The following is a 25184-nucleotide window of genomic DNA, read 5'->3' on the forward strand; positions in this document are numbered from 1 at the left end:
TGTCGAGGAGGGGGTCCCTCCAGCGTCGCACCCGCGAGCGGCGGCGCGCCAGCCGTCCGGCTACACGGCCGGATCGCGACGAGTGGCGGCGACCACGCTCGGGAGGAACAGCGCGACGACGGCCACCACGGCCGGCGCCAGCAGCGCCCAGCCGATGTCGGGCACGGCGTACTGGCCCTGGAAGGCGCCGAGCGCCACGGCCGTCATCACCAGCTGGATCGTCAGCGCCGACGCGCGCATCCAGCCGCGCCGTCGCACGGCGCCGAGCGTCGTCGCGGCGGCCCAGCACACGGCGATCAGCGCGAGGACGACGATGGCGATCCCTCCGCCGACCGTGTCGGCCCGGGTCGTCAGCAGCTCGAGCACGAGCCACGCCGCGACCCCGGCGACGGCGAGCGCCTCGAGTGCCAGGACCGCGATCAGCACCACCAGACCGAGCGGCCGGGAGGCGGTCGGGCGGGGTCCGCGGGACCCGTTCGCGTCAGCGGTCACAGGCACATCCCATCCAGGACTCTTGATTCGGGCTCATCCCCGTGACAGGCTAGTCCAGTTCGTTTCACCGCTCACAGGGTCGTGGGTTTCCGCCGATGTGAACATCCGATCCCGCCGCGCCGTCAGGCACGGGGGCGAGCCGGATGACCAGCACTGGAGCCGGGTGGCCGACGCAGTGCTCGCGCATCGCGTCGAGTGCACCGGCAAGAACCGAGCGTTCTCCCGTCCACCACCCCGATCCACCCCGCGCTCCAGCACGGGGCCTCGTGGCGTGCGCCGGTGAGGGCGCGGAGGTCGAGTACTGGTCGGGATCGTCGGCGTGGATCGATCATCCCACCCGAACACTGCGTGGTTCCTCCACGCACGCCTTCACACAAGGAGCACCCGCATGGACTGGCGCGACAAGGCCGCTTGCCTCACCGCAGACCCCGAGCTTTTCTTCCCGGTCGGCAACACCGGCCCGGCCGTGGACCAGATCGAGAAGGCGAAGTCGGTGTGCGCACGCTGCACCGTCACCGAGGTCTGCCTCCAGTACGCCCTCGAGACCGGCCAGGACTCGGGCGTGTGGGGCGGCCTCAGCGAGGACGAGCGTCGCGCCCTGAAGCGCCGCGCCGCCCGCGCACGCCGCGCCTCCTAGGCGCACGAGCCGCTCGGCGGCACGAACGACCCCGACCCCCGTCGCCTCTCGGCAGCGGGGGTCGCGTCGTCTCCGGGCTCAGGAGCGGGCGCGCTCCAGCCACCGCAGCGGCACCTCGATGGTGACCTCGGTGCCGCGCCCGACCAGCGTGTGCCAGTCGATGGTGCCGCCGAGCTCGCCCTGGATGAGCGTGCGCACGATCTGCGTGCCCAGGCCCGATCCGACCTTGCCCTCCGGCAGCCCGACGCCCGTGTCGCGCACCTTCACTGTGAGCTCGTCGTCGCTGCGCGAGGCGACGATCTCCACGTCGCCCTCCCGTCCGGCCAGGCCGTGCTCGACGGCGTTGGTGACCAGCTCGGTCAGGGCGAGGGCGAGCGGAGTCGCGTACTCGCTGGGCAGGTTGCCGAAGCTCCCCGTCAGCTTCGGGTGCACCGTGGTGTTGTGGGTCGAGGCGACCTCGGCGATCAGCAGCAGCACCCGGTCGAAGACCGCGTCGAAGTCGACGTTCTGGTTCAGCCCCTCCGAGAGCGTGTCGTGCACGACCGCGATGGCGGCGACGCGGCGCATCGCCTGCGTGAGCGCCTCCCGGGCGAGGTCGGAGTGGGTGCGCCTGGCCTGGATCCGCAGCAGCGAGGCCACGGTCTGCAGGTTGTTCTTCACGCGGTGGTGGATCTCGCGGATCGTCGCGTCCTTGGTGATGAGCTCCCGCTCCTGGTGGCGCAGCTCCGTCACGTCGCGGCACAGGACGACGGCGCCGACCCGCTCGCCGCGGTCGCGGATCGGGATCGCGCGCAGCGACACCGTCACTCCGCGGGCCTCGATGTCGGTGCGCCACGGCGCCCGGCCGGTCACGACCAGCGGGAGCGACTCGTCGATGACGACCTTCCCCGCGATCAGCTTCGTCGTGACCTCGGCGAGCGACTCCCCCTCGAGCTCGTCGGCGAAGCCGATGCGGTTGAACGCCGAGAGGGCGTTGGGGCTCGCGAACGTGGTGACGCCGTCGACGTCCAGGCGGATCAGGCCGTCGGACGCGCGCGGCGCCCCGCGGCGAGGACCGGTCGGCGCGCCCAGATCGGGGAAGTCGCCCGAGGCGATCATCGAGAAGAGGTCGTTCGCGCAGTCGTTGAACGTCAACTCCTGCCGGCTCGGCGTGCGCGTCTCGCTGAGGTTGGTGTGGCGTGTGACGACCGCGATGGGGCGGTCCGTCGTCCCGCCGTCGGAGGCTCCCAGGCGGCGCAGGACGGGCACCGCGCGCACGCGGGTGGGCGTCTCCTCGAACCAGTCCGGGGCGGAGGTGTCGACGATCCGCGCCGTCTCGAACGCCTCGACGACCTGGGCGCGCCACTCCGACTTGATCCTCTGCCCGACGAAGTCGCGGTAGAAGAGCGTCGCCGCACTGCTGGGGCGCGCGTGGGCGACGGCGACGAAGCTGTCGTCGGCCGTGGGCACCCAGAGCACGATGTCGGCGAAGGCCAGGTCGGCGAGCAGCTGCAGGTCGCCGACGAGCAGGTGCAGCCATTCGACGTCCGCTTCGTCGGATCGGCCGTGGGAGAGGACGAGGTCACTGAGGGTCGACACCCGACAAGCCTAGGGCGCGGCCGGGCGGCGCACGCCGGGCTCGCTGTCCACAGCTCGGGACGGCCGACGATTATCCACAGTCTGCGCCTCTGCCTTCCATGAGCATCCCTCGACTGCTTCGATGAGGTCGTCCTCGCGTGCCGACCCAGCGCGCCCCGCCCGTCGAGCAGAGAGGTGACCCGGACCCGTGAACAGCTCGTCCTGCCCCAGGAGATCGCCGCATGAGCCTTCCCCTCCACGCCTTCGACTACCGCACCCTCCCCCTCGACCCCGAGGCGGCCGTGGAGCGGCTCACCCTCGCGGAGTTCTTCGCCCCGCAGCCTGCGACCCGCGCGGAGCTGCCCGAACCGGAGCCCCTGCTCGCCCGGCTCACGCACCTCGTGATCGAGATCCTCGAGGGCTCGCGCGAGATCGACCAGATCGCGCGGTGGCTGAGCGACGAGGTCTACCACCACCTGCAGAAGCGGGTCGTGCTCGCGGCCCGCGCCCGCAGCCTGCGGAAGCGGACGGCGCAGCGCGTCCCGTTCACGGTCGGACGGGTGATCGTCACGGAGCCGCGGGACGGTGTCGTCGAGGGAGTCGTGCTGGTGCATCACCGCGCACGGAGCCGGGCCGTCGCGATCCGGCTCGAAGGCACGGACGCGCGCTGGCGTGCCACCGCGATCAACGTGCTGTGAGGAGCGGGTCAGCGCTCCGGGGCGGCCGCACCGGCCGGGAGCACGATCTCCACTCCCCTGTCGCGCAGGGCCTCCTCGAGCTCCGGGGGCGGCGGGGCGTCGGTGACGAGATGATCCGCGCGACCGAGCTCCGCGACCTCCTCGGGGACGGCTTCACCGCCGCCGACTACGACCGCGTCGGCGGACTCCCTCCCCAGCCCTGCTCGCAAGCGGTGTGCGCAGCGGTGGAGTCGGCGCTCGAGGCCAGCTGCGTCCCCGGGCTCGTCCTCGAGACGGACCGGCCGACGACGATCGGCCTCGGCGACACCTTCGCCGGCGGCTTCGTCTCGGCCCTCGCGCGCGGCGAGTCCTGACGGCGGGCGAGGCGGGCTCCGAGCCTCCGCAGGAACGCCGACGGCCCCGGACACCCGCTGCTGCGGGACCGGGGCCGTCGGCGTCGTCCGGGGAGGACTCAGCGGCGCTTGGACTGCGCGCGCCGCTCCTCACGGTTGGCGGGGGCGTCCGAGCCGCCCGGCTTCTGGCCGAAGGCGCCGGTCGTCGGAGTCTCCTCCGCCTCGCCCTCGGGGAGCGCCTTGCGGGCCTCCTCGGCGCGGGCCTTCGCGGTGGCCGCCTGCTGCACCTGTCCGCGCTGGTCGCGGACCTCGACGCCGCCGGTGTCGCTCGGGGCCGAGTAGCTGAGCTTCTCGGCCGGAGCGACCGGCTGAGCGAGGCCCTTGGCCGCGACTCCGGCGACCTCGCCCTGCTTCTGGGTCACCTCGACCTCGAGGTTGAAGAGGAAGCCGACGGTCTCCTCGCGGATCTGCCCCATCATCTGCTGGAACAGAGCGAAGCCCTCGCGCTGGTACTCGACCAGCGGATCGCGCTGGGCCATCGCGCGCAGGCCGATGCCGTCCTTGAGGTAGTCCATCTCGTAGAGGTGGTCGCGCCAGCGGCGGTCGATCACCGAGAGCACGACACGGCGCTCGAGCTCTCGCATGGCGGGAGAGCCCAGCTGCTCCTCGCGGCGCTGGTAGGCGAGCTGCGCGTCCGAGAGGATCTCGCGGCGCATGAACTCCTTGTTGATGCGGCCGCGGCTGCCCGCCTCCTGCACCACCTCGTCGATGGTGAGGCTGATCGGGTACAGCGTCTTCAGCTCGGTCCAGAGGGCGTCGAAGTCCCAGTCGTCGCCGTTGCCGTCGCCGGTGTGCACCTCGAGGATCTCGTCGATCACGTCGACGAGGAACTTCTGGGTGCGCTCGTGCAGGTCGTCGCCCTCGAGGATGTGGCGGCGGTCCGAGTAGATCGCCTCGCGCTGGCGGTTGAGGACGTCGTCGTACTTGAGGACGTTCTTGCGGATCTCGGCGTTGCGGGCCTCGACCTGCGACTGGGCGCTGCGGATGGCGCGCGAGACGACCTTCGACTCGATGGCGATGTCGTCCGGGACGTTGCCGCGGCCCATGAGCGCCTCGGCGGCGCCGGAGTTGAACAGGCGCATGAGGTCGTCGGTGAGCGAGAGGTAGAAGCGGCTCTCCCCCGGGTCGCCCTGGCGGCCCGAGCGTCCGCGGAGCTGGTTGTCGATGCGGCGCGACTCGTGGCGCTCGGTGCCGAGCACGTAGAGGCCGCCGGCGGCCTGGACCTTCTCGGCCTCCTCGCCCACCTTCTCCTTGACGGCGGCGAAGACCTCGTCCCACTCTGCCTCGTACTCCTCCGGGGTCTCGGAGGGGTTCAGGCCCTTGGCCGTCATCTCGGAGACCGCGAGGAACTCGGCGTTGCCGCCGAGCATGATGTCGGTGCCTCGACCGGCCATGTTGGTCGCGACGGTGACGGCGCCGAGGCGGCCGGCCTGGGCGACGATGGCCGCCTCCCGCGCGTGGTTCTTGGCGTTCAGGACCTCGTGGCGCACGCCCTTCTTGGCGAGCAGGCGCGAGAGGTACTCGCTCTTCTCGACGCTGGTCGTGCCGACGAGGACCGGCTGCCCGGCCGCGTGGCGCTCCGCGATGTCCTCGACGACCTGGGCGAACTTGACCTGCTCGTTCTTGTAGACGAGGTCGGCGTTGTCGATCCGCTGCATCTTGCGGTTCGTCGGGATCGGGACGACGCCGAGCTTGTAGGTCGACATGAACTCGGCGGCCTCGGTCTCGGCCGTTCCGGTCATGCCGGAGAGCTTCGCGTAGAGGCGGAAGTAGTTCTGGAGCGTGACGGTGGCCAGTGTCTGGTTCTCGGCCTTGACCTGCACGCCCTCCTTCGCCTCGATGGCCTGGTGGATGCCCTCGTTGTAGCGGCGTCCGGCCAGGATGCGGCCGGTGTGCTCGTCGACGATCAGGACCTCGCCGTTCAGCACGACGTAGTCCTTGTCCTTCTTGAACAGCGCGCGCGCCTTGATGGCGTTGTTGAGGAACGAGATCAGCGGGGTGTTCGCCGACTCGTAGAGGTTGTCGATGCCGAGGTAGTCCTCGACCTTCTCGATGCCGGGCTCGAGGACGCCGACGGTGCGCTTCTTCTCGTCGACCTCGAAGTCCTCGCCCTCGTCGAGGCGCTTGGCGAGGTTGGCGAACTCCGCGAACCAGCGGTTCGCCTCGCCCGACGCCGGTCCGGAGATGATCAGCGGGGTGCGGGCCTCGTCGATGAGGATCGAGTCGACCTCGTCGACGATGGCGTAGAAGTGGCCGCGCTGGACCATGTCCTGCGCCTGCCACGCCATGTTGTCGCGGAGGTAGTCGAAGCCGAACTCGTTGTTCGTGCCGTAGGTGATGTCGGCCGAGTACTGCTCGCGGCGCTGCTCCGGGGTCTGGCCCGAGAGGATCACTCCGGTCGTCATGCCGAGGGCGCGGAACACGCGCCCCATCAGCTCGGACTGGTACGACGCGAGGAAGTCGTTGACCGTGACGATGTGCACGCCGCGGCTGGCGATCGCGTTGAGGTAGGCCGGGAGGGTCGCGACGAGCGTCTTGCCCTCTCCGGTCTTCATCTCGGCGATGTTGCCCAGGTGCAGGGCGGCGCCGCCCATGAGCTGCACGTCGAAGTGGCGGAGGCCGAGCGTCCGGCGCGAGGCCTCGCGGACGGCGGCGAACGCCTCCGGCAGTAGGTCGTCGAGGGACTCGCCGTTCGAGTAGCGCTCGCGCAGCTCGACGGTCTCGTTCTTCAGCTCCTCGTCGCTGAGGTGCGTGAAGTCCTCTTCGAGGGCGTTGACGGCCTTCGCGTAGTTCTCGAGGCGGCGGATGACCCGCCCCTCCCCGACGCGAAGGACCTTTTCGAGGACAGAGGCCACGGGGTACTCCAAAAAAGTAGAAGACAGGAGTCGCGCGCCGGAGCGCGGACCGCGACCAGCCTAGCCGGGGCGGGCGGCGAGCGGTCGGGGCGACGCGTCCGCCCTGGGCGGACTCCCTGCCTGGGCACGGGGAGGGCCCCGGAGCGGATGCTCCGGGGCCCGGGGTCGGATCTCAGCCGGCGGCCTGCTCGGCGAGCTCGTCGGCCTCGTCGCCGAGGCCGATCACGCCGTAGTCCCAGCCCTTGCGGCGGTAGACCACGCTCGGGCGGTTCGTGTCGGAGTCGATGAAGAGGTAGAAGTCGTGTCCGACCAGCTCCATGTAGTCGACGGCGTCGTCGACGGTCATCGAGACGGAGGCGAAGACCTTCTTGCGGATGACGACGGGGCAGTACGGCTCCTCGACCTCGTCCTCGACCGGCTCCGGCGCCTCCTGCACGGGGATGACGCCTGTGCTCAGCTGCTCCAGCACCGCCGCGTCGGCCGGCTGGATGGCGACGACGCTGAAGTCGTCGGCGGCCGCGTCGCGGAGCGAGGTCGGCCGATGCTGGCCCCGATGGACCTTCTTCCGGTCCTTGGCGCGTCTCACCCGTTCGAGCAGCCGGCCGATGGCGACGTCGAACGCCGCGTACTTGTCGGCTCCGCTCGCCTCGGCCCGGACCACGGGCCCCTTGCCGATCAGCGTCAGCTCCACGCGGTCGCCGCCGGCCGAGCCCTTGCCCTCGGCGTGCCTGCTCGCCTTGATCTCGAGTGCGAGAGCACGATCGGCGAGGTGCGCCACCTTGTCCGACTTCTCCGTCGCGTACGCGCGGAAGCGATCGGTGATGTCGATGTTGCGTCCTGTGATGTCGATGTCCATGACAACCTCCCAGTCGAGTACGGCGTGCCGCCTTTCTCCGGGGCGGACCGTTCACGCCGTGCCCCCACCGTAGACCCCGGCCACCGGATCGTCACCGGGAGTTCGTCCGGATTCTGCTGCTACGTTCCCTCCTCGTTGCGCGGTGCCGGCCAGGGCCGCCGCGGCCCGGACCGTCCCGCCGGCCGCACGCACGGCGCGCCGGAGCTCGAGCAGGGTCGCGCCGGAGGTGACCACGTCGTCGACGAGGACCACCGGCGGCCACGACGAGAGCGGACGGCGGGCGCGGAACGCCCCGTCGAGGTTGCCGCGCCGCTCGACGCGGCCGAGCCCGACCTGGTCGCGGACCATCCGCGACCGCCGGAGAGGACGCGCCGCCCGCCCTCCCGCCGCGGCGACCAGCTGCGCGACGGGATCGGCGCCCCGCCGCACGCGGCCGAGCCAGGAGCCGGGCGGGACGACCAGGATCGCGGGGCTGCCGGCGAGCGCCGCGCCGAGGGCCGGACGCAACAGCGCGCCGAGCGGGGCGAGGCAGGCCGTGCGGCCCTCCTCCTTCAGCGCGACGACGAGGCGGCGCACCGTGCCCTCGTACGGGGCACCGGTGATGACGAGGAGCGGATCGTCCGGCGGGCCGACGACGCGGGTCAGCAGGCAGGCCGAGGCGGCCGCGTCGGCCGAGCAGTCCGGACAGGGCGCCCGGCTCGTCGGCTCTCCGCAGGCGGGGCACTCCAGCGGGAGGAGGACGGCGAGGGCGTCGAGCAGGTGATCGGAGAGCATGCCTTCCACGCTCGCCGTCCGGGCCTCGGCGCGGAGGGCTGATACGTCGGATCGGGACGATCCGCCCGCCCGACGCGCCTGGGGAGGATCATCCGGGGAGCGCCGTCGTCGACAGGGCTCGTCGTCGCCGACAGGACCCGTCAGGACCCCATGCCGGTCTGCGCCGCGAGCAGCCGGATGTCCGTCGCGGTCGTCTGCCAGGCCGAGCCCCGCTGCTGCCGGAGCTCCCCGCCCTCGGCGAGGATGCGGACCTGGGTCGAGGTGTTGCCCGCGGCGATCTGGACCGTGCCCGTCGTCGTGCCGAGCGCCGTGGCGCCTCCGCCGAGCAGGTTCATCGTGACGGCGTCCTCCCCCGTCGAGCCGCGCACGACCGACACCACGTCGAGCTCGTCCGTCCAGGCCGCGGCGACCGCGGTCCCCAGGGTCGAGCGGAGGACGACCGGCTCGCCGACCGCCACCGGGTCGCCGTCCCGTGAGCGGGTGATGCCGGCCACCAGCACCGTGGCCTGCTGCCCGTCCTGGGCGAGCGCCAGCATCCGGGTGCCGTCGCGCGACACGGCGATCGAGGCGAGCGACTCGACCTCGCTCCAGGCCGTCGCGACCTGCATCGAGCGCGAGCCGTCCGCGGAGTACGCCACCAGCTGCCCGGGCGAGGCCGACGGCACGGACCACACGTACCCGAGCGGATCGATCGTCGGCGCGACGAGGCCCGACCTCGCGTCGAGGAGGACGTCGGCACCGTCGGGCTCCACGAGGCTCACGCCCGCGGCGGTGAGCACGGCCGCCGATGCGTCCGAGTCGGCCCCGCGCTGCTCGCCGAGGACCGCGGCCCGCGGCTGCAGCGCCTCGATCCGATCCGAGATCCCGAGGCCGGCCAGCCCGGAGGAGCCGAGGAATCCGAAAGCGTCGTCGGTCAGCACGAGCGGCCGGGTGTCGACGCGGGGCGAGGTCGGCAGGCCGGTGACCTCGGAGGGGACGTCGATCGGGTTCTGCTCGACCGAGAGCGCGACTCCGGTGACGTTCGAGACGTTCGCGAGGCTCCGGTTCAGCTGCAGGGCCATCAGCCGCCACTGCGCCGGATCGGCCTCGAGAGCGGCCGGGTTCAGGTCCACCACGGCGCGCTGCGACTCGACCGGGACGGTCTCGGCCGCCAGCGTCGTCCCGGTCGGGAAGGCCGACACGACGGCGGCGGAGTCCCGCAGCCACGGCGTGGGGCCGCGCAGCAGCTCGGTGACGATCGTGGTGCTGGTGGAGCTGTCGGCGCGCGAGGCGAACCAGCGCAGGTCCGGCACGAGGTACTGGTATCCGGGGTCGAAGAAGTAGAGCGCGTGCGTCGAGAAGACCTGCTCGAAGGTGGTGCGGTCGATCACCACGCCGCTCGGCGGCGCGCTGATGCGCCACTCGCCGTTCTCCTGGACGAAGCCGTAGTCGAGGGTCAGGCCGGCCGTGGTGGCGACGTCGGTGTAGACGCCGGTCGCGTCGACCTCGGCGACGGGCGTGATCGTCAGCGAGAGCGTGGATCCCGACTGCGGCGAGGCGGAGCGCTGGCCCTCGTCGACCGTCACGTGCTCGCCCGGCGTCCAGTCGGCTCCGGTGGAGAGGAACTCGCGGGCGATCTTGTAGTTGTTCTGCGGGCTCGACGCGGCGTCGATGAAGCCGGTCAGGATGTCGCGCTGCGACGCACCGACGGCGGGTCCCGACGGGAGGAAGTCGTACTGGAGGTCCTGCGGCGCGGTGTCGGGCCGTCCGACTCCGACGTCGCCGTCCCGCGGGATGCCGGCGCACCCGGCCAGCCCGAACGCGAGCAGCGCGGCGGCCGCGACGGCGCGGAGGACGCCGCGCCTCACGGGAGCACCCCCGCGGCCCCGACCGGAGGAGCCTGCAGCGGCGGGAGGACGATCGGGCCGCTGTAGGCCTGCTCGCCCGCGTCGACCGGGGGCAGCGGGAGCGGCGAGGCCTCGATCCGCTCGCCGCGGTGCCGGGGCACGGTCAGGCGGAAGCAGGCGCCGCGATCGGGCACGGACCAGACCTGCAGCCAGCCGTGGTGCAGGGCGGTGTCCTCCTGCGCGATGGAGAGGCCGAGGCCGGTGCCGCCGAGCGTGCGGCGGCGGGACGGGTCGGCGCGCCAGAAGCGGTCGAAGACGCGCACCACCTCCTCGCTGCTCATGCCGTGCCCGTAGTCGCGCACCGCGAGGGCGACCGCGCTGGCGTTGCTGTCGACGGTGACGACGACCTCGCGGCCGTCGCCGTGCTCGATCGCGTTGCCCAGCAGGTTGCGGACGATCCGGCGGATGCGGCGCGGATCGAGGTCGGCGTCGAAGTAGCCGCCCGGGGCGGAGAGAGTGAGCCGGGAACCGTTCGCCTCCGCGATCCCGCGCATCGCCTCGATCTCGTCGCCGGCCAGCTTCACCAGGTTGACCGGCTCGAGCTCGAGCTCGGCCGATCCCGCGTCGTGGCGGGAGATCTCGAGCAGGTCGGCGAGGAGGCTCTCGAAGCGGTCGATCTGGCTGTGCAGCAGCTCGACCGTGCGCTCGGCGACCGGGGCGAAGTCCTCGCGCTGGTCGTACAGCACGTCCCCGGCCAGCTTCATCGTCGTCAGCGGCGTCCGGAGCTCGTGCGAGACGTCCGAGACGAAGCGCTGCTGGACCTGGCTGAGCGTCGCGAGCTCGCTGATCCGGTCCTGCAGGCTGTCGGCCATGCCGTTGAAGGACCGGGCGAGGGTCGCGATCACGTCCTGGCCCCGCTCGGGTATCCGCACGTCGAAGTCGCCGGCGGCGAGGCGCTGGCTCGTCTCGGCCGCGACCCGGACCGGGGCGACGACGATCCGCACGACGACCCAGCTGACCGCTCCGATCAGCAGGATGAGCAGGATCCCCGCCACGTTGAGCACCTGCTGCACGAACTGGAGCGTGCGCTCCGCGTCCGCGAGGGAGTAGCCGATGTACAGCTCGTAGCGCCCGGCCGAGCTCGGCAGCTCGAGGGTCGAGCCGACGAGGATGCCGGGCTGCTGCTGACCGGAGGCGTCGAGCGTCACCGACTGCCAGTACTGCCCGTCGGAGCCCGCCTGCACCCGCTCGCGCAGCGCGTCGCTGATCACGCCGTTCTGCAGCTCGCGGTTGTAGATGTCCTGAGGCGCCAGCGAGGACGCCTCCTGGTCGGGCGAGCGCACGACGGCGATCAGCGCGGAGGAGGAGGCGTCCCGGACGGCGGTGCGCACCGAGCTCATCACCTCCTCCATGTCCTGGCGGGTGGAGACGGTGGCGGCGTCGAGGTATCCCTGCGCGGCCCGGGTCGCGCGCGACGTGTCGCCCGTGACCTGCGTCAGCCGTGACTGGAACAGGTTGTCGCTGATGCTGTACGAGAGGTAGACGCCGGTCGAGCCGATGGCGATGCCGCTGAGCAGGACCGTGATCGCGACCGCGCGGAACTGCAGCGACGTGCGCCACACCCCGAGCACGCGGCGGGGCCACCGGCGCACGTCGGGAGCGGCGAGGCGGGGCACGGTCAGCCCAGGAGGACGGCGCCGGCGCGGTAGCCGACGCCGCGCACGGTCATCACGATGCGGGGGTCGTCCGGGTCCTTCTCGACCTTGGCGCGCAGGCGCTGGACGTGCACGTTCACGAGGCGGGTGTCGGCCTTGTAGTGGTAGCCCCAGACCTGCTCGAGCAGCATCTCGCGGGTGAAGACCTGCTGGGGCTTGGAGGCGAGGGCGAGGAGGAGGTCGAACTCGAGCGGGGTCAGGCCGATGCGCGTCTCGCCGCGGCGGACCTCGTGGCCGGCGACGTCGAGGCTCAGGTCCCCGACCTGCAGCACCGCGTTCGCGGCGGCGGTGGCGGGACGCAGGCGCGTCCTGATCCGCGCGACGAGCTCCTTGGGGTCGAACGGCTTGACCATGTAGTCGTCGGCGCCGGACTCGAGGCCCTGCACGACGTCGGAAGTGTCGGACTTGGCCGTCAGCATGATGACGGGGACGCCGGACTCGGCGCGGATCGCGCGGCACACCTCGATCCCGTCGATCCCGGGCAGCATCAGGTCGAGCAGGACCAGGTCCGGCCGGGCCCGCCGGAAGGCCTCGAGGGCGCCTGAGCCGTCCGCGCAGAAGGAGACGTCGTACCCGTCGGCGCGCAGGACGATGCCGATCATCTCGGCCAGGGCGGCGTCGTCGTCGACCACCAGAATGCGCGCGCTCATCGGTCTGCTCTTCCTCGTCTCGGGTCGCGCCCGCCCACGGCGCGCACGGTGACCCGACCCAGGCTAACCGACGCACCTCTCCGTGGGCGGGGAGCGGGCTCTGCGGGCGAAGGGGGTCCGCTCGGGGGAGGACCCCGCCCGCACGCCTGTGACAGCATGGAGGGGATGACCGACGCAGCTCAGTGGCCCCCGCCCGCAGGGCGTCCGGACGACGCGGCCGTCCCGGCGCAGGACGGCGACCGGCGCAGGCCGCTGCCCGCTCCCGTCGCCCCGGCCTGGTCGCCCGCGCCGCCGAGCGCAGGCCCCGTACCACCCGGTCCCGCCGGGGGCTCCTGGTCGCCCGCCGGCGCCGGCCCCTGGTCGCCCGGACGCCCAGCGCCCGGCTGGACTCCCCCGCCCAAGCCCGGTCTCGTGCCGCTGCGCCCGCTCGGCTTCGGCACCCTGCTCGGCGCCCCGTTCCAGGTCCTCCGCCGCAGCCCCCGCACGACCCTGGGCGTCGCCCTGCTGGTGCAGGGCCTCGGGTCGGTGCTCGCCCTGGCGGTCTACGGCTTGATCGCGGTGCTCGCCGTCGGGCGCATCGCGCAGGCGGAGTCCGCCGACCGCGACGCCGTCGGCGCGGGCTCCCTCGCGGTCGTGGTCCTGGCCGCCCTCATCCCCCTCGCCGTCTCGCTCGCCAGCGGTGCCCTCGTGCAGGGCGTGGTCGTGCTCGAGGTCACCCGCGGCGTCCTCGGCGAGCGGGCGACCTTCCGACAGCTGCTCGCCCGGCTGCGGGGCCGCTTCTGGGCGCTGATCGGCTGGACGGTCCTGCAGGGCGTCGGCTACCTCCTCCTGGTGCTCCTCGCCGTGGCGCTCGCCGTGCCGCTGTTCGTCATCGGAGCGATGGACGGGACGTCGAGCGCGATCGTCGGCGGGATCCTGGTACTCGTCGGCTCCGGCCTGGTCGCCCTCGCGCTGGGGGTCTGGCTGTCGACGAAGCTCGCCCTGGTTCCGAGCCTGATCGTCGTCGAGCGGCTGCCGCTGCGCCGTGCGGTGGCGCGCTCCTGGCGGCTGGTGGCGGGCGGCTTCTGGCGCACCTTCGGCGCGCTCGCGCTGATGACCGTGATCATCCAGGTCGCCGGCCAGATCGTGGCCACGCCGTTCAGCCTGCTCATCCCGATCGCCGGCGCCCTGATCGCCCCGACCGACCCGGACGCGCAGCTCGTCACCTCGCTCGTGGTGACGATCGCCTCCGTCGCCGTGGGCTTCGTGATCGGCGCCGTCGGCACCGTGCTCCAGTCGGCCGTGACGGGCCTGGTCTACCTCGACCGACGGATGCGCCGCGAGGGCTTCGACCTGGTGCTGATGCGCCACGTCGAGGAGCGCGCGGCGGGCCGCCCCTCCCCCGATCCCTTCCCCGTGCCGGAGCGCCCGTGATCCTCGCCGCGGCCCCTCTCGAGCCCGACGCGGAGCAGGCGCGCCGACTCCTCCTCGAGGAGCTCGCCGACCCGCGCTACCGGGCGGCCGAGCCGACCCTCTTCGACCGGGTGGTGCAGGCGGTGCGCGACTGGTTCGCCTCCCTCACGCTGCAGGGCGACGGCCCGCCGGTGCCGATCGCCGCCGTGATCGGCGTGCTGGTGCTGGTGGCGCTCGTGGTCGCCGCGCTCGTCATCGCGGGACGGCCCCGCGCCGGTCGCCGCAGCACCGTCACGGGAGCGGTGCTCGCCGACGACGACACCCGCTCGGCCGCGATCCTCCGCTCGCTCGCCGAGGCCGCGGCCGCCCGCGGGGACTGGGACGAGGCGCTCGTCGAGCGCTTCCGCGCCCTGGTGCGCTCCCTCGACGAGCGGACCGTCCTGCGGGTCTCGCCCGGCACGACCGCGCTCGGCCTGGCGTCGCGCGCCTCTGCGGCCTTCCCCTCCTCCGCCGCCGCGCTGCGCCGCACGGCCGACGACTTCGACCGCGTGCGCTACCTCGGGCAGCCCTGCGGCCCGGCCGAGTACGAGCGGGTCGCGGCTCTGGACCGCGAGCTCGCCGCGGCCTCGCCGGTCCTGGACGCCCTGGCGGCGCCCCGGTGAGCGCCGACACGGTCTCCAGCCCGACCCTCGGCGCGCTGCTGCGCCGCGGACGGGTGTGGGTGCTCCTGCTCGTGATCGTCGCGGTCGGCACTCTGCTGCTCACCGTCGCGACCGGGACCCGGGTGGCCGCCCCGGACCTCGACGTCGACAGCGCGACCCCGGACGGCGCCCGCGCGCTCGCCCAGGTGCTGCGCGATCAGGGCGTCGAGGTCGTCCGCGCCGACGACCTGGACTCCGCTCTCGCCGCCTCCTCCCCCGACGCTACACTGCTCGTCGACGACCCGGACGTGGCCCTCGACGAGGCCCAGTACCGCCGGCTCGCCCGCGCCTCGGCCTCGCTCGTCCTGGTGACCCCGGGAGGAGCCGCGCTCGACGCCCTGCTGCCGGACGTCCGCTTCGCCGGCTCCCCGGCCGGCGACGGCCCCTTCCGCGCCGAGTGCCCGCTCCCCGCGGCCGAGCGCGCCGGGACGCTCCCCGCCGGAGGGAGCACGTACCGGATCCTCGACGACGGCGACGCCGTCGGCTGCTTCCCCTCGGGCGACGACGGCTTCCTGCTCGTGAGCACCGGGTTCCCGCAGGGCGCCGAGGTCACCGCGATCGGCGACGCCGACCTCCTCCGCAACGGCACCATCGGCCAGGACGGCCGCGCCGCTCTCGCACTCGGACTGCTCGGCGGTGAGGACCGGCTGGTCTGGTACCGCGCCGGAGCCGCCGACTCGGCGAGCACCACCCCTGCACCCGCCGACCTCGCCCCCGGCTGGGTGACTCCGGCTCTCCTGCTGCTGGTGGCCGTGTTCGTCGCCTCCGCCGTCTGGCGCGGCCGCCGGCTCGGCCCGCTCGCGGTCGAGCCGCTGCCGGTCGTCGTGCATGCGAGCGAGACGGCCCGCGGCCGCGCGCGGCTCTACGCGCGCGGAGCCCTCCGGCCCCGCGCCCTCGACGCACTGCGCATCGGCACCCTCCGGCGGACGGCCGCGCTCCTGGGACTCGCTCCGGCGACCGGGGTCGACGAGATCGTCGCCGTCGCCGCCGAGCGCCTCGGCCGCGATCAGGCCGCGCTGCGCCGTCTGCTCGTCGACGACCTGCCGGGCGACGACGCCGCCCTCGTCGCCGCCTCCGACGAGCTCCTCCGCTTCGAGAGCGCGCTCCGCGCCGCCCTCTCCCCGACGACCGCCCGACGACCGGAAGGCCACTCCCGATGAGCGACACCACCCCCTCCGCCCGCGACGGAGCGCCGGTCTCCGACGACGACCTGCGCGCCGAGCTCGACCGGGTCCGCTCCGAGGTCGGCCGCGCGGTCGTCGGCCAGGACGGCGCCGTCTCCGGGCTCCTGATCGCCCTCCTCGCGGGCGGCCACGTCCTGCTCGAGGGCGTCCCCGGAGTCGCGAAGACGCTGCTCGTGCGCGCCCTGTCCGTCTCGCTCGGCCTCGACACCCGCCGGGTGCAGTTCACGCCGGACCTGATGCCCGGCGACATCACCGGCTCCCTCGTCTACGACGCCTCCACCTCCGGCTTCGCCTTCCGCGAGGGCCCGGTCTTCACGAACCTCCTGCTGGCGGACGAGATCAACCGCACGCCGCCGAAGACCCAGGCCGCGCTCCTCGAGGCGATGGAGGAGCGCCAGGTCAGCGTCGACGGGCGCACCCTGCCTCTGCCGGACCCGTTCCTCGTCGCCGCCACCCAGAACCCGGTCGAGTACGAGGGGACCTACGTGCTCCCGGAGGCCCAGCTGGACCGGTTCCTGCTCAAGCTCGTGCTCGACATCCCGCCGCGCGACGTCGAGGTGGAGGTGCTCTCGCGCCACGCCGCGGGCTTCGACCCGCGCGATCTCGACGCCGCGGGCGTGCGCCCCGTGCTCGACGCCGCTCGTCTGCGCGCCGCCCAGGCGTCGGCCCGGCGCGTCGGAGCCGGCCCCGACGTCCTCGGCTACATCGTCGACCTCGCCCGAGCCACCCGCGAGAGCCCGAGCGTCAAGCTCGGCACCAGCCCCCGCGGCTCGACCGCCCTGCTCGCGGCGTCCCGCGCCTGGGCCTGGCTCAACGGCTACGGCTCGATCACCCCCGACCACGTGCAGGCGATGGTCCTGCCCGTGCTGCGCCACCGCATCCAGCTGGAGCCGGAGGCGGAGCTCGAGGGCGTCCGCACCGAGGCCGTCCTGGGCGGGATCCTGCAGCAGGTCCGCGTCCCGGTCTGAGCCGTGCACCTCACCGGACGCAGCGTCCTCGTCCTCCTCGTCGGCCTGGTGCCGGTCGTCCTCCTGGGCGGCCGCCCCGAGGTCGCCTTCGCCGTGCTCGGCCTCTGGCTCCTGGCCTGGGCGGTCCTCGTCGGGATCGACGTCGCGGTCGCGGGCTCGCCCCGGGCCGTCGTGCTCGAGCGGCGGGTGCCGGACCGGGTGCGGCTCGGCGAGCGGGCCGAGGCGACCCTCCTGGTCACGAGCACCGGCCGCAGGAGGATCACGGGGGTCCTCCGCGACGCCTGGGAGCCCTCGGCCGGCGCCCTCGAGACCCGGTCGTCCCTGCGTCTGCCGCCGGGCGAGCGCCGCGCGGTGACCACGGTCCTGGAGCCGCTCCGCCGCGGCGAGCGCCGGGCACTCCACGTCACCATCCGCTCCCGCGGGCCGCTCGGGCTGGCCGGCCGCCAGGCGACGCGGGCCGCGCCGGCCGTCGTCCGGGTGCTGCCCGCCTTCCGCTCCCGTCGCCACCTGCCCTCGCGCCTGGCGCGGCTGCGCGAGCTGGAGGGGCGGACCAGCGTGATGATCCGCGGGCAGGGAACGGAGTTCGACAGCCTGCGCGAGTACGTCCGCGGCGACGACGTCCGCTCGCTCGACTGGCGGGCGACCGCGCGGCGCCGGGAGCCGGTCGTCCGCACCTGGCGCCCGGAGCGCGACCGGCGCGTGATCGTCGTGCTCGACACGGGCCGCACGTCCGCCGCTCGGATCGAGGACGAGCCGCGCCTGGACACGGCGATCGAGGCGTCGCTCCTCCTGGCGGCCCTCGCGGCCTCGGCCGGCGACCGGGTCGACGTGCTCGCGTTCGACCGCACCCGGCGAGCCCGCGTGCACGGCGCGACCGGCACGGAGGTGCTGACCCGCGTCGTGGACGCCCTCGCCCCCGTGCAGCCCCAGCTCATCGAGACCGACTGGGCGGCGGTCCCCGCGCAGGTGCGCACCCTGGCCTCCCAGCGCTCGCTGGTGGTCCTCCTCACCGCGCTCGACTCGGTCGGCTCGGCGGAGGGGCTCCTCGCGGTGCTCCCGCAGCTCACCCGCGTGCACACGGTCGTGGTCGCCTGCGCGCTCGACCCCGAGCTGCAGCGGATGGCGGAGGACCGGAGCGACCGGGCCGCGGTCTACTCCGCCGCCGCCGCGGAGCGCTCGCTCGCGGACGTGGACCGGCTCTCGGCCGCCGTCCGCCGTCTCGGCGGGGACGTCGTGCTCGGCAGCCCCTCCGCGCTCCCGCCGGCGCTCGCGGACCGCTACCTCGCGCTCAAGGCGGCCGGACGGCTCTGACCTGCGAGAGGGGCCGTCGTCGGTCCCGGGAGCGCTGATCGACGGCCCCGCTCCGACGGCCGCGCTCGTCCGGCTCGGCTCAGCCGGCCGCGATGCTCCGCGACCCGGCCTCGAACCGGTCGAGGTCGCCCGTCTCCCCCGCCCGCACCGCGCGCCCGCCGACGACGATCATGTAGAAGAGGAACGCGCCGAGGGCGAGCGCCCCGATCCCGATCTTGAGCCACCAGGGCCAGGGTGCCGGAGTGACGAACCCCTCGATCACGCCCGAGACGAGCAGCACGAAGACCAGGCCGATCGCCACCGTGAACAGGCTCCGCGCGTCCTCGGCGAGCGCCTGGCCGCGGGTGCGCGCGCCGGGAGCGATCCAGGCCCAGAAGATCCGCAGGCCCGCAGCCGCGGCGACGAACACGGCCGTCAGCTCGAGCTGGCCGTGCGGCGCGATGTAGAGGAAGAACGTGTCGCCCTCCCCCACGTGGAACATCACCGCGATCGATGTGCCGAGGTTCTGCGCGTTCTGCAGCAGGATGTACGGCACGTAGACGCCGACGATCCCGAAGGCCACGCACTGCGCCGCGATCCAGGCGTTGTTGGTCCAGACCTGCCCGGCGAACGAGGCGGCGGGGTTCTCGGAGTAGTAGTCGATGAAGTCGCCTCGGGCGAAGCGCCGCAGCTCCTCGTCGTCGCCCAGCGCGGCGAGCAGGCGCGGGTCGCCGAGGATCCAGAGCGCGTAGAGCGTCGCCACCACCGCGGTCGCGAGGGCGACGGCGAGCGTCAGCCAGCGCAGCCGGTGCAGAGCGGCCGGGAGCGAGAGGACGACGAAGCGGGAGACCGCGGCGAGCGGCTCGTCTCGCGTGCCGGTCAGGCGTCCCCGAGCCCGCGAGAGCGAGACGGCGAGCCGAGTGCCGACGGCTGTCGATCCGGCGGTGGAGGAGATCGTGGCGAGGTCCGCGGATGCCGCCTGGTAGCGCTCGATCAGCTCGTCCGCCTCGGCTCCGGTCAGGCGGCGCCTGCGCGAGAGCTCGTCGAGGCGGGTCCACTGCGCAGCGCGGGCGGCCGAGAGAGCGTCGATGTCCATCTCCTGACAGGATAGCCAGGCACGCCGCCGAGGCCGAGCATCCGGGAGGAGCACCGTGGAGGAGCAGCGCACCGAGTTCGACGACGCCGACCTGGTCACCGGCGAGGCGATCGCGCTCGAGGTGCCCGTCACCTCCTTCGTGCTCCGCGCGGTCGGCGCGATCATCGACCTGATCGCGGAGCTCCTGCTCGCGCTGGGCCTGTTCCTGCTGGTCTCCTCCCTCTCCGGGGACGGCGGCCTGGACCCCGCCGCCTCGGCCGCCGTGGCGATCGCGGCCCTCGTCATCGCCGTGGTGATCGTGCCGGTCACCGTCGAGACGGCCAGTCGCGGCCGCTCGCTCGGGAAGCTCACCGTCGGCGCTCGCGTCGTCCGCGACGACGGCGGTTCCATCGGCTTCCGGCACGCCCTCGTGCGCGGCCTCACCGGCGTCCTCGAGATCCTGATGACCTTCGGCGGGCTCGCCGCGGTCGTCGGCCTCCTCTCGCGCCGATCGCGCCGTCTCGGCGACGTCCTCGCGGGCACGCACAGCCAGCTCGAGCGCGTTCCCCGCGCGGAGCCGCTGGTCGTCGAGATCCCGGAGCCGCTGCGGGGCTGGGCCGTCACAGCGGACACCGCGCGCCTCCCCGACGCCCTGGCGCGCCGACTGGCGCAGTTCCTCCGTCAGCGCCACGGCATGACGGAGCCGTCGCGCTCGCAGCTCGCCGCCGCGCTGGCCGACGAGACCGCGGTCCACGTCTCCCCGCTGCCCGCCGCGCCCGCGGAGGACTTCCTCCTCGCCGTGGCCGCACTCCGCCGGGCGCGGGAGGAGCGCGCCCTGCTCCTGTCCGACCAGCGCCTCGAGCGGCTGGCCCCCGTGCTCTCGAGCACGCCGCGCGGCTTCCCCGAGCGGCCCTGACGCGCGCGGCAGCGGCCTAGGCGGGCCCCGCGCCGTAGCGGACGGTCTCCCAGCCGCGCGGGACGAGGAGCCGCCGGTCGTGCTCGGCGCAGAGGTCGTAGCCGTGCGGATCCGGCGCAGGACTCAGCGGCCCGACCGCCACCAGCGAGTCGCGGTAGTCGTAGGTCAGCGTGACGACGGCCTGCGCACGGCAGCCCGTCCGCGAGCAGTGCCGTCCGGTCATCGCCGCCCACAGTAGCAATAGGCTGGAGCCATGCCCCGTGCTCGTCGTTCCGCCGCTCGCCCGACGAGCGGGTCGCGCGGAGGCTCCCGCGACCGGCACGGCCGCGGCGCACGAGGGCCGATCACCGGTCCGCACCTCCCCCTGCTGCAGACCCGCTCCGACTTCTTCGAGGCGACGATCGGCTCGGCCTTCGACTACCTGCGCGGCACCTGGCCGGAGGAGCTCGCCGGCATCCGCGTCGACGTCGCGGCGACTCCCGACGTCGACCCCGACCGGCTGCAGGGCACGGGCATCGCGCGGTGGCGCGTCGACCACGCCGCGCGCCGCATCACGCTCTACCGCGTGCCGATCGAGCGCCTGGCGAAGCTGCACCGCCGCGACGAGTGGCACCAGCGCATGCTGATCGAGAGCTACGTGTTCCGCGCCGTCGCGGAGCTGCTCGGCCGCGACCCGTGGGACATCTCCCCGGACCGCTACCGGCACCCCTGAGGCGCCGGCAGCTCTGAGGCGCCGGCACCGCCGAGGCGCCGCCGCCCCGCGTCTCAGTGCGAGTAGACCGTGATCGGCGAGGAGAGCGGTCCCGGCGGGACGATCGTGTACGAGGCGATCCGCCCGTCGCGCGCGATCGAGACCGAGGCCTGCACCGGCTGGGTGCTGCTGACGACCACGCCGTCGCCGTCCAGCGGGGTCGCGAGAGCCGCGAACGGGCCGAGCTCGAGCGTGCGGGTGCCGCCCGGGGCCTCGATCTCGACCGAGGCGGTCGAGTCGCTGCCGTTGACCAGGTGCAGCCGCGCGTCGCCCTCGCCCGTGCCGGCGACGCCGAAGGGCGTCGTGGTCGCGGTGCCGGAGGCGAACCAGGCGAAGTCCGTGCCGGCCGAGCCGGTCGAGGTCGTCCGCCCCGCCGCGACGATCGGCTGATCGGCCCGCAGGACGATGCGGTAGGAGCCGTCCGCCAGGCCCGTGAGCGGGACCTCGCCGACGAGGCCGGCGGGGACGACGACCTGGGTGGAGGTGCCCGACCCGCTCGGGTCCTCGTTGGTGACCTCGACCGAGACCGTGCTGTCGGCGTCGCCGGGGGTGAGGATGCGCAGCACGGGGCTGCCCGCGCCGCCGCTGCCGTCGTCGCTCGCGGTCTCGGCCGGAGGCGACGTGACGGTGAAGCCGGCGATCACGGCGAGCGTGTCCGGGCCGGCGGAGGGGCCGGTGGTCTCGACGCCCTCCGGGGTGAGCCCGGAGATGGCGCTGCTCTGCATGCTCGCGGCGACCTCGCCGCCGCGAGCGGTCACATGCACGACGGGCTGGACGACCCCGGGGGCGAGCCCCGCGAGCGGGAGCGCGCGGACCGCTCCGGCCGGAACGACGATGCCCGTGGCGCCGGTGGCCTGGACGGTGCCGGTCTCGGAGAAGAGCGTGAGGTCGACGGTGGAGGCGACCTCGCTCGGGTTCGCCAGGATCAGCACGGAGGTGCGCCCGACGTCGGTCGAGCCGGCCACGAGCCAGCTGTCGGCCGAGGGCTCGGCGCAGGCGCGGGCGGACAGTCCGGAGAGGGTGTCCGTGCCGATGGCCTGGACGGTGGCTCCACCGGGAGCGGGGTCGGAGCCCGCGGGCACGCTCAGACCGGTGATGCCGGTGCCCGGTGCGGCGACATCGTCCTCGTCGAGGACCGTGGGGTCCGAGGTGGAGCCCTCGGGCCGGACCGCGGTCGCCGCGCCGTCGAGGGCGCGCAGCTGCTCCGGCTCTCCGGCGTCGATCAGATCGCCGCCGCAGACCAGCGAACTGTCGGCCGCGACGGGCGTCACGACGACGCCCTCCGCGGCGCTCGAGACCAGGGGGGACGGGAGGAGCTGGGGCACGACCACGGCGGCCGCGGCGATCACGACTCCGGCCGCGCCCACCGCACCGCGCAGGGCCGTCCGGCGCCGACGGGCGGCCGAGGGTGCGCGATCGGGCGTCGAGGCCGCGGCGCGATCGGCGCGGCGCTCCGCGCGGGAGCGGCGGGCGGAGGACTCGGGCATCTGCTTCTCCTGGTCGGCGGGGTCAGACATCGTCGTTCCCGTCGTCGAACTGGCCGGTGGCCTCGCCCGGCTCGTCGTCGATCCCGGCGACCGCGCCGCTGGAGCGGCCCCGCTCGAGCGAGAGCCCGGTGGGCACCGCCAGCAGGAGGGCGACGACGAAGACGAGGAGGAGGGCGATCGTGTAGGCGATCCCGAAGGGCCCGACCACGCCGGACGGAGCGGCCTCGGTGCGGGTCCCCTCGGTGTCGACGGCCGTCCAGAGGAGCCCGTAGCGGGTGTCGCCGACGGCCGAGAACGCCGCGTTGCCGTCGAGGGAGACGGCCGCCCGCGCGCGCACGGCGGCGGCCGCGTCGCCGACCTGGGTGCCGGCCGGCACGGTCAGCACGACGAAGCGCACGCCGAGGCTCTCGAGCGCGGAGGGGACGTCGTAGCCCGTCCGCGAGACGAGGTTGCCCGCCAGCTCGTCGATCGCGTCCGTGCTCTCGGCGCCGGTGTTCGCGAGGGTCGACTGCTGGTCGAGGGTCGCGCCCGCTCCGCGCTCCAGCCGGGCGAGGACGCCGCCGTCCGCCTGCGGGACGAGCACGATCGTGCCCACCCGCGGGTCGTTCCGGGCCTCGGCCGCCACGTAGGCGGGGAGCGAGCGGTCCGACGTGGTCGACACGGACGTGCCGGCGCCGGTCGGGAAGGCCACCGCGAGCGGACCGACCAGTGCTGCCGCCGCGGCCGTGACGACGAGCGCCGGCACCACGCGCACCGAGCGCACGGCGGCGAGCGAGAGCGACGCGCCGATCACCAGGCCGAGCCAGTAGAGGCTGAGACCGGTGCCGCTCCAGACGGAGACCGCCTCGGAGCCGGTGGTCGCGACCTGCACGCCCTGGGCGAGCGAGGCGGTCACGAGACCCGCCGCCGAGACGCCGACGCCGCCGAGGGCCGAGAGGTTGTTCGGGAGGAGGAGGGCGGCCAGCGCCGCGACGATCAGCGGCACGACGAGCACGGCCGTGACCAGCGGGGCGGCGGAGGTGCCGATCCCCAGACCGCCGAGGAACGCGAGCCATCCGTCGGGCAGACCGGCCGGGAAGCCGGCGAGCAGCGCGACGAGGTCCGACTGCGCGGAGGGCAGCGGGACGCCCGGATCCGCGAGGACGCCGAGCCAGTCGCCCCGCGGTGCGCGGGCGACCACCAGCGGGAAGAGGAGGACGGCCGCGGGGATCGGCAGGCCGATGAAGCGGCCGATCCGCCGCCCCGAGGTGGCGACGACGACGAGCCAGATCACCAGGAGCGGCACGGCCAGCACCGGCGCGCACGCGACGACGGCCGCAGCCAGGATCGAGGCGCTCGCGGAGGCGGACCAGGAGCGGTACGCGCCGAACCCGGCGAAGAAGAGCCAGGGAAGCAGCACGTGCACCAGCAGCGGGGCGGGGCGCCCGTCGGCCTGCGCGGCGAAGAAGGCGGGAGCGAGGATGTAGACGAGGGCTCCGGCGGCGCGGGCGGTCGCGCGCGGGGTGAGCCGCGCGATCATCAGCCAGGCACCGAGGGCGGCAGCGGGGAGCGCGACGAGGTAGAGCAGCACCATCGAGTAGCTGGGCGACCAGAAGGTCAGCGAGCCGAGCACGGCGAGGACAGCGGCGAACGGGTCTGCCGCGCCGATGAACCCCGAGCCGAGGTCGCGCCAGCCGTAGGCCGCGTTGCGCCACAGCTCGCCGACGGTCGGCGAGAGCGTCAGCAGACCGCCGCCGCTGAGCGCGGGAGCAGCGAGGAGCGGCGTGTAGACCACCAGGCCGGCGAGCGCGGCGATGAGGACGACCCACACTCCCCCGCCCTGGAAGAAGTGCAGCGGATGGCGGTCCCGCCCGGCCTGCACGCGCACGGCGTCGTGGCGCACCGAGCGCAGCTGCCGCACCACGTCCAGCGGGATGCGCAGCGGCGCAACGGCCTTCCAGCCCACGTTCTTCGACGAGCGGAGAACGGTGCGGGCCCGCAGCACCTTCGTCCCCCCGAAGGCGACGACGAGGGCCGCCAGCAGCTCCCCTCCGACCAGCCCGGGCTGCTTGCGCAGCAGGCGCACGACCGCGCGGCCGATCGCCAGCGGGACGAGCGAGAGCCAGTGCAGGAGGAGGAGCGCGACGGGCGCGTAGGCGAGCCGGCGGTGCAGCTGCGCGGTGCGGTGCTGACGCGCCCGGCGCCGTTCGCCGCTGTCGATGCGGCGGCCGTCGGGGCGCTGCAGCCCGATGCGGGCGGTGGTGACGCGGGCGTCCGGCACGCGGCTGACCCGGTGCCCGGCGAGCCGGGTGCGGATCGAGAAGTCGAGCGCGTCGTCGACGACCGGCAGGCCGGGGTCGAAGCCGCCGAGCTCCTCCCAGAGGGAGTGGCGCACGAGCATGCCGCCGGCGGCGACGGCCAGGACGTCGGGCGTGGAGTCGTGCTGGCCCTGGTCGAGCTCGTCCTCGACGAGGTGGACGGTCGTGCCGTGCTTGGTGATCGACTCGCCGTAGCTGCGGATGTAGCCGGAGCGCGTCCAGTCCATGATCTTGGGACCGGCGACGGCGACGGAGGGGGCGACCTCGACGGCTCCCAGCAGCGCCGCGAGGGCGCCGGGCTCGGGGGCGGAGTCCTGCGCGAGCAGCCACAGCCACTCGTCCTCTCCGGCCGGCGGCTGCATCACGCGGACAGCGCGGGCCACGGCCTGGCCGAAGGGGAGGTGCTCGGCGACCTGCACGAGCTGCGTCGGACCCCAGGACGCGAGGAGCTCGTCGGTCGTGTCCTTCGAGCCTCCGTCGACGAACACCGTCGCGTCGGGCTGACGGGTCTGCGCCCGCAGGGCCGCGAGGGTTCGTTCCAGATAGGCCGCGCCGTTGCGCGCGACGAGGACGGCGGTGACTCGTGGATACATCGCGGACCACCCTAAGCGATGCCGCCGCGCCGCCAGCCTGCGGCTCGCCGCCCCGTCGGTCGGGTCGCGGCGAGGAGG

The 25184-nt window shown here is 74.0% G+C and carries 22 protein-coding genes; 10 read left to right on the plus strand and 12 right to left on the minus strand.

The features are described 5' to 3' along the window. Positions 1–60: 60 nt before the first annotated feature. A complete protein-coding gene (locus C5C55_RS02520) occupies positions 61–492 on the minus strand; it encodes a hypothetical protein (protein WP_104232794.1) in 432 nt (143 codons plus the stop codon). Between the two features lie 388 nt (positions 493–880). Between C5C55_RS02520 and C5C55_RS02525 the strand changes: the two genes are divergently transcribed. Then, positions 881–1129: a WhiB family transcriptional regulator gene (locus C5C55_RS02525; protein ID WP_055788231.1), complete on the plus strand. Its 249-nt coding sequence runs from the start codon at positions 881–883 to the stop codon at positions 1127–1129. Between the two features lie 78 nt (positions 1130–1207). On the opposite strand, the gene C5C55_RS02530 is transcribed toward C5C55_RS02525, so the two are convergent. Then, positions 1208–2707, minus strand: coding sequence for a sensor histidine kinase (locus C5C55_RS02530; RefSeq protein WP_104224128.1), 1500 nt, complete (start codon positions 2705–2707; stop codon positions 1208–1210). A gap of 221 nt (positions 2708–2928) precedes the next feature. On the opposite strand from C5C55_RS02530, the gene C5C55_RS02535 reads away from it, so the two are divergent. Then, entirely contained in the window at positions 2929–3384 is a 456-nt protein-coding gene (locus tag C5C55_RS02535) for an Rv3235 family protein (protein ID WP_219812255.1), read from the plus strand. Between the two features lie 110 nt (positions 3385–3494). Further along, on the plus strand, positions 3495–3737 hold the full coding sequence (locus tag C5C55_RS02540; RefSeq protein ID WP_146078409.1) for a carbohydrate kinase family protein: 243 nt from the start codon (positions 3495–3497) through the stop codon (positions 3735–3737). Positions 3738–3835: 98 nt separating this feature from the next. On the opposite strand, the gene secA is transcribed toward C5C55_RS02540, so the two are convergent. The 6 genes from secA to mtrA all read right to left on the minus strand — a co-directional run bounded on the left by secA (position 3836) and on the right by mtrA (position 12452). Further along, complete coding sequence (gene secA, locus C5C55_RS02545) at positions 3836–6631, minus strand: preprotein translocase subunit SecA (RefSeq protein WP_104232796.1); 2796 nt, start codon at positions 6629–6631, stop codon at positions 3836–3838. A 172-nt stretch (positions 6632–6803) separates the two neighbouring features. Further along, positions 6804–7487, minus strand: a complete 684-nt coding sequence (hpf, locus tag C5C55_RS02550; protein WP_104224131.1) for a ribosome hibernation-promoting factor, HPF/YfiA family — start codon at positions 7485–7487, stop codon at positions 6804–6806. Between the two features lie 51 nt (positions 7488–7538). Then, on the minus strand, positions 7539–8261 hold the full coding sequence (locus C5C55_RS02555) for a ComF family protein (RefSeq protein WP_104232797.1): 723 nt from the start codon (positions 8259–8261) through the stop codon (positions 7539–7541). Between the two features lie 140 nt (positions 8262–8401). Beyond that, entirely contained in the window at positions 8402–10108 is a 1707-nt protein-coding gene (locus C5C55_RS16440) for an LpqB family beta-propeller domain-containing protein (protein ID WP_181067739.1), read from the minus strand. Further along, positions 10105–11763 carry an MtrAB system histidine kinase MtrB gene (mtrB, locus tag C5C55_RS02565; protein ID WP_244229464.1) on the minus strand — a complete coding sequence of 553 codons (1659 nt, stop codon included), beginning with the start codon at positions 11761–11763 and terminating at the stop codon, positions 10105–10107. Before mtrB ends, C5C55_RS16440 begins: the two co-directional genes overlap by 4 nt. A gap of 2 nt (positions 11764–11765) precedes the next feature. Further along, positions 11766–12452 (minus strand): MtrAB system response regulator MtrA, encoded by a 687-nt coding sequence (gene mtrA, locus C5C55_RS02570; RefSeq protein ID WP_104232798.1) that lies wholly within the window; start codon positions 12450–12452, stop codon positions 11766–11768. 165 nt (positions 12453–12617) lie between these two features. On the opposite strand from mtrA, the gene C5C55_RS02575 reads away from it, so the two are divergent. From C5C55_RS02575 to C5C55_RS02595, 5 genes are read left to right on the plus strand one after another with little or no spacing between them, the layout of a single operon-like run. After that, positions 12618–13865: a hypothetical protein gene (locus C5C55_RS02575; protein WP_146078410.1), complete on the plus strand. Its 1248-nt coding sequence runs from the start codon at positions 12618–12620 to the stop codon at positions 13863–13865. After that, the gene (locus tag C5C55_RS02580) at positions 13862–14506 is read left to right on the plus strand and encodes a DUF4129 domain-containing protein (protein WP_104232800.1); all 645 of its coding nucleotides are present in this window, start codon (positions 13862–13864) and stop codon (positions 14504–14506) included. The genes C5C55_RS02575 and C5C55_RS02580 overlap by 4 nt, the downstream gene beginning before the upstream one ends. After that, a complete protein-coding gene (locus tag C5C55_RS02585) occupies positions 14503–15705 on the plus strand; it encodes a DUF4350 domain-containing protein (protein WP_104232801.1) in 1203 nt (400 codons plus the stop codon). The genes C5C55_RS02580 and C5C55_RS02585 overlap by 4 nt, the downstream gene beginning before the upstream one ends. Continuing rightward, positions 15702–16697 (plus strand): MoxR family ATPase, encoded by a 996-nt coding sequence (locus C5C55_RS02590; protein ID WP_104224137.1) that lies wholly within the window; start codon positions 15702–15704, stop codon positions 16695–16697. Before C5C55_RS02585 ends, C5C55_RS02590 begins: the two co-directional genes overlap by 4 nt. A gap of 3 nt (positions 16698–16700) precedes the next feature. Beyond that, a complete protein-coding gene (locus C5C55_RS02595) occupies positions 16701–18008 on the plus strand; it encodes a DUF58 domain-containing protein (protein WP_104232802.1) in 1308 nt (435 codons plus the stop codon). A gap of 79 nt (positions 18009–18087) precedes the next feature. On the opposite strand, the gene C5C55_RS02600 is transcribed toward C5C55_RS02595, so the two are convergent. Then, entirely contained in the window at positions 18088–19083 is a 996-nt protein-coding gene (locus C5C55_RS02600; protein WP_104232803.1) for a stage II sporulation protein M, read from the minus strand. 55 nt (positions 19084–19138) lie between these two features. On the opposite strand from C5C55_RS02600, the gene C5C55_RS02605 reads away from it, so the two are divergent. Then, a complete protein-coding gene (locus tag C5C55_RS02605; protein WP_104224140.1) occupies positions 19139–19978 on the plus strand; it encodes an RDD family protein in 840 nt (279 codons plus the stop codon). A gap of 16 nt (positions 19979–19994) precedes the next feature. Here C5C55_RS02605 and C5C55_RS02610 read toward each other — a convergent pair whose 3' ends face one another. Next, complete coding sequence (locus tag C5C55_RS02610) at positions 19995–20201, minus strand: DUF3499 family protein (protein ID WP_104224141.1); 207 nt, start codon at positions 20199–20201, stop codon at positions 19995–19997. 30 nt (positions 20202–20231) lie between these two features. Between C5C55_RS02610 and C5C55_RS02615 the strand changes: the two genes are divergently transcribed. Next, a complete protein-coding gene (locus tag C5C55_RS02615) occupies positions 20232–20690 on the plus strand; it encodes a metallopeptidase family protein (RefSeq protein ID WP_104224142.1) in 459 nt (152 codons plus the stop codon). A gap of 53 nt (positions 20691–20743) precedes the next feature. Here C5C55_RS02615 and C5C55_RS02620 read toward each other — a convergent pair whose 3' ends face one another. Together C5C55_RS02620 and C5C55_RS02625 are read right to left on the minus strand one after the other, a co-directional pair. Further along, complete coding sequence (locus C5C55_RS02620) at positions 20744–22246, minus strand: DUF5719 family protein (protein ID WP_146079406.1); 1503 nt, start codon at positions 22244–22246, stop codon at positions 20744–20746. After that, on the minus strand, positions 22239–25106 hold the full coding sequence (locus C5C55_RS02625; RefSeq protein WP_104232805.1) for a glycosyltransferase family 2 protein: 2868 nt from the start codon (positions 25104–25106) through the stop codon (positions 22239–22241). Before C5C55_RS02625 ends, C5C55_RS02620 begins: the two co-directional genes overlap by 8 nt. Positions 25107–25184: the final 78 nt, after the last annotated feature.

Origin of the sequence: Rathayibacter sp. AY1C2, assembly GCF_002931195.1 — a bacterium.
Taxonomy (GTDB): Bacteria; Actinomycetota; Actinomycetes; order Actinomycetales; family Microbacteriaceae; genus Rathayibacter.

What these genes read in the sequence shown, in the direction of transcription:
- C5C55_RS02590 (WP_104224137.1), top strand. Translation starts at nt 15,702, where the DNA reads ATGAGCGACACCACCCCCTCCGCCCGCGACGGAGCGCCGGTCTCCGAC.
- hpf (WP_104224131.1), bottom strand. Translation starts at nt 7,487, where the DNA reads ATGGACATCGACATCACAGGACGCAACATCGACATCACCGATCGCTTC.
- C5C55_RS02610 (WP_104224141.1), bottom strand. Translation starts at nt 20,201, where the DNA reads ATGACCGGACGGCACTGCTCGCGGACGGGCTGCCGTGCGCAGGCCGTC.
- C5C55_RS02620 (WP_146079406.1), bottom strand. Translation starts at nt 22,246, where the DNA reads ATGTCTGACCCCGCCGACCAGGAGAAGCAGATGCCCGAGTCCTCCGCC.
- C5C55_RS02615 (WP_104224142.1), top strand. Translation starts at nt 20,232, where the DNA reads ATGCCCCGTGCTCGTCGTTCCGCCGCTCGCCCGACGAGCGGGTCGCGC.
- C5C55_RS02600 (WP_104232803.1), bottom strand. Translation starts at nt 19,083, where the DNA reads ATGGACATCGACGCTCTCTCGGCCGCCCGCGCTGCGCAGTGGACCCGC.
- C5C55_RS02575 (WP_146078410.1), top strand. Translation starts at nt 12,618, where the DNA reads ATGACCGACGCAGCTCAGTGGCCCCCGCCCGCAGGGCGTCCGGACGAC.
- C5C55_RS02555 (WP_104232797.1), bottom strand. Translation starts at nt 8,261, where the DNA reads ATGCTCTCCGATCACCTGCTCGACGCCCTCGCCGTCCTCCTCCCGCTG.
- C5C55_RS02535 (WP_219812255.1), top strand. Translation starts at nt 2,929, where the DNA reads ATGAGCCTTCCCCTCCACGCCTTCGACTACCGCACCCTCCCCCTCGAC.
- C5C55_RS02525 (WP_055788231.1), top strand. Translation starts at nt 881, where the DNA reads ATGGACTGGCGCGACAAGGCCGCTTGCCTCACCGCAGACCCCGAGCTT.
- C5C55_RS02625 (WP_104232805.1), bottom strand. Translation starts at nt 25,106, where the DNA reads ATGTATCCACGAGTCACCGCCGTCCTCGTCGCGCGCAACGGCGCGGCC.
- C5C55_RS02540 (WP_146078409.1), top strand. Translation starts at nt 3,495, where the DNA reads ATGATCCGCGCGACCGAGCTCCGCGACCTCCTCGGGGACGGCTTCACC.
- mtrA (WP_104232798.1), bottom strand. Translation starts at nt 12,452, where the DNA reads ATGAGCGCGCGCATTCTGGTGGTCGACGACGACGCCGCCCTGGCCGAG.